This window comes from Bartonella sp. AC70YNML (assembly GCF_042196545.1).
Classification (GTDB): domain Bacteria; phylum Pseudomonadota; class Alphaproteobacteria; order Rhizobiales; family Rhizobiaceae; genus Bartonella.
The window spans coordinates 1-2,181 of sequence record NZ_JBHIQK010000037.1 but is presented as its reverse complement, the minus strand read 5'-3'; the positions used below and the strand labels follow the sequence as shown (position 1 = coordinate 2,181).

Annotated in this window: 2 protein-coding genes and 1 pseudogene; all 3 read left to right on the top strand. The window is 43.3% G+C overall.

The features are described from left to right. Positions 1–210: pseudogene (locus tag ACFIMU_RS08595) on the top strand (hypothetical protein); the annotation flags it as partial. Between the two features lies 1 nt (position 211). Continuing rightward, a complete protein-coding gene (locus ACFIMU_RS08590) occupies positions 212–1,669 on the top strand; it encodes a hypothetical protein (protein ID WP_375697030.1) in 1,458 nt (485 codons plus the stop codon). After that, positions 1,669–2,094 (top strand): hypothetical protein, encoded by a 426-nt coding sequence (locus ACFIMU_RS08585; RefSeq protein ID WP_375697029.1) that lies wholly within the window; start codon positions 1,669–1,671, stop codon positions 2,092–2,094. The genes ACFIMU_RS08590 and ACFIMU_RS08585 overlap by 1 nt, the downstream gene beginning before the upstream one ends. Positions 2,095–2,181 lie beyond the last annotated feature (87 nt).

The window sequence follows — 2,181 nt, the reverse complement described above, 5'->3', positions numbered from 1 at the left end:
ATAGAGAGTGTTGATGAGGAGCATCCATGGTTTGTGCACGCGTTTGATTTGATTAAGGCGCGTGCAAAATATGAACTGTACAAGAATATTCTTAAAGAACCCGATTGTGCAACGGCAGCGTACAATGACTTTAACGAACAGTTGCATGAATTGCGTGCAGAGACGTCTCAACGTCATAACGTGACCAGAATAATACCAACGGATTTTTAAGATGGTTTATTTTCCAATCGCTGATTACAGACCAGATGTTGCGATCGTCAACGGTAGCTTTACGGATACACTTGTGAATGTTTTACCGGCAGATGGCGGTTACATACCCATGCCTAGTGCAATGGTTGTGTCTCATCCTTTAGAAGAAAAGCCTTTGGGTTCAATAGCGTTTAGAAGTGGCAATGGTGTTAAGATAATCGTAGGAGGCAAGCAAAAGCTTTACAGTTATGATAGTCAAACGAAGGGTTGGAAAGACATCAGCCAAAATGGTGTGACGTATCAAGCACATGAGGATAATCAATGGTCGTTCGCTTTGTTTGGTCAAAGAATTATTGCAGTGAATAAAAATGATAAACCGCAAGTCTTTAATACCCATAGCTCTGAACGGTTTGAAGATTTAGGAGGCAATCCACCGAAAGCAGGCTTGGTGAAGGTTTGGGGACCTTTTGTTTGTTTGATGCAATTGACAGATCACCCCAATCGCATTCATTGGTCTGGCTTGGAAGATGCTACTCATTGGACAGTTAAAGAGAAAGATTGCGATTTTCAAGATTTTCCGGATGGAGAATATGTTCAAGGGGCAACAGAGTCCACCAATCCCCTCATTTTTATGCGTTCTGCTATTTATGCAGGAACCTTTGTTGCGGGTTCTAAGATTGTATTTACGTTTCAAAAGATACAAGACAAGCGAGGAGTCCGCAGTGCAGCCTCTATAGCATGTCGAGGGAGTGATGCTTTTTTTGCAGGTGATGGTGGTTTTTATCAGATGAGTGCTGATGGTCAACTTTTGCCGATAGGCTTTGAGAAGGTTGATAGAACGGTTTTTAAAACTTTTGATAAATTTGCTCTTGATGAGATGCAAGGAGTGATAGATCCCATTGATAACCGGATTTACTGGTCCTTAAAAAGAGGCAATAACGAGCAAACGACCTTTGTCTATGATTGGGGCTTGCAGAAATGGTCGACGCTACAGGGAAAACCTTTCACGTTGTTTCCAGTATTTACGACAGGTTATACTTTAGAACAGTTAGATGAGATTTCGATCAATCTTGAGTCCTTGCCGGCTTCTTTAGACAGCCCTCGTTGGCAAAGTGGCGCGCCAATGCTTGGTGCTTTTGATGATAACAATCGGCTTGTTATGTTTACGGGAGCAGCGATGGAGGCAACGGTTGTTTCACAAGAAATGGGAGCACCAGATGGAAGTTTTAACTTTATCACGAAAATGTTTGCCGAAGTTGATACGACGCAAGGTCTTTTAAGCATTGGAGAGCGTCGGCTTCGTAATCATCAGACACCGATTACATGGCACCAAGAGAGGGCATGCTCTTATCTTACGGGGGCTTATCACGGACGTTCGCGCAATCGTTATCACCGCTTTAAATTACGCATTCCTGAAGGCGTTCATTGGAACCATATCACAGGGTTTAATGTGGATTTACGTCCTTTAGGCAGAGGGTAATGGCAAAAGTTTTTTTGACCACGTCTTGGGATATGGAGCGTATAGCGCCTTATCTTGAAGAAATCATTGCATCTTTTAGAGAGTATGTAGAGCGTTTCAAACATGAAATCACGTTGCAAGAGCTCCTTGAAGCGATTTGCAGTGGCAAGAAACAGTTATGGCTTGTTTTGGATGATGACGAGCGCTTTTTAGCGGCATTCACGACCCAGATACAACAGACAGTTTTAGGAAAGAAGCGCGCTCTGATTTGTGAATGTAGTGGCAAGGGCGTTCTTGATCAAGTTGACAATTTGCCATTTGTAGAGGATTGGGCGCGTGAGAATGGGGCTTCTGAAATGGAGATCTTGGGTCGTTTAGGTTGGAAACGTGCACTAAACAAACAAGGTTATGGCATAGATATGCTTTATTATAGGAAGGAATTGTGACATGGGGAGCAGTAGACCAGCAACGACAGAACAGAAGCAGGTGCAGACAAGTGCCCCTCCCGCTTGGATGCAGAATGTCTTTAAGCG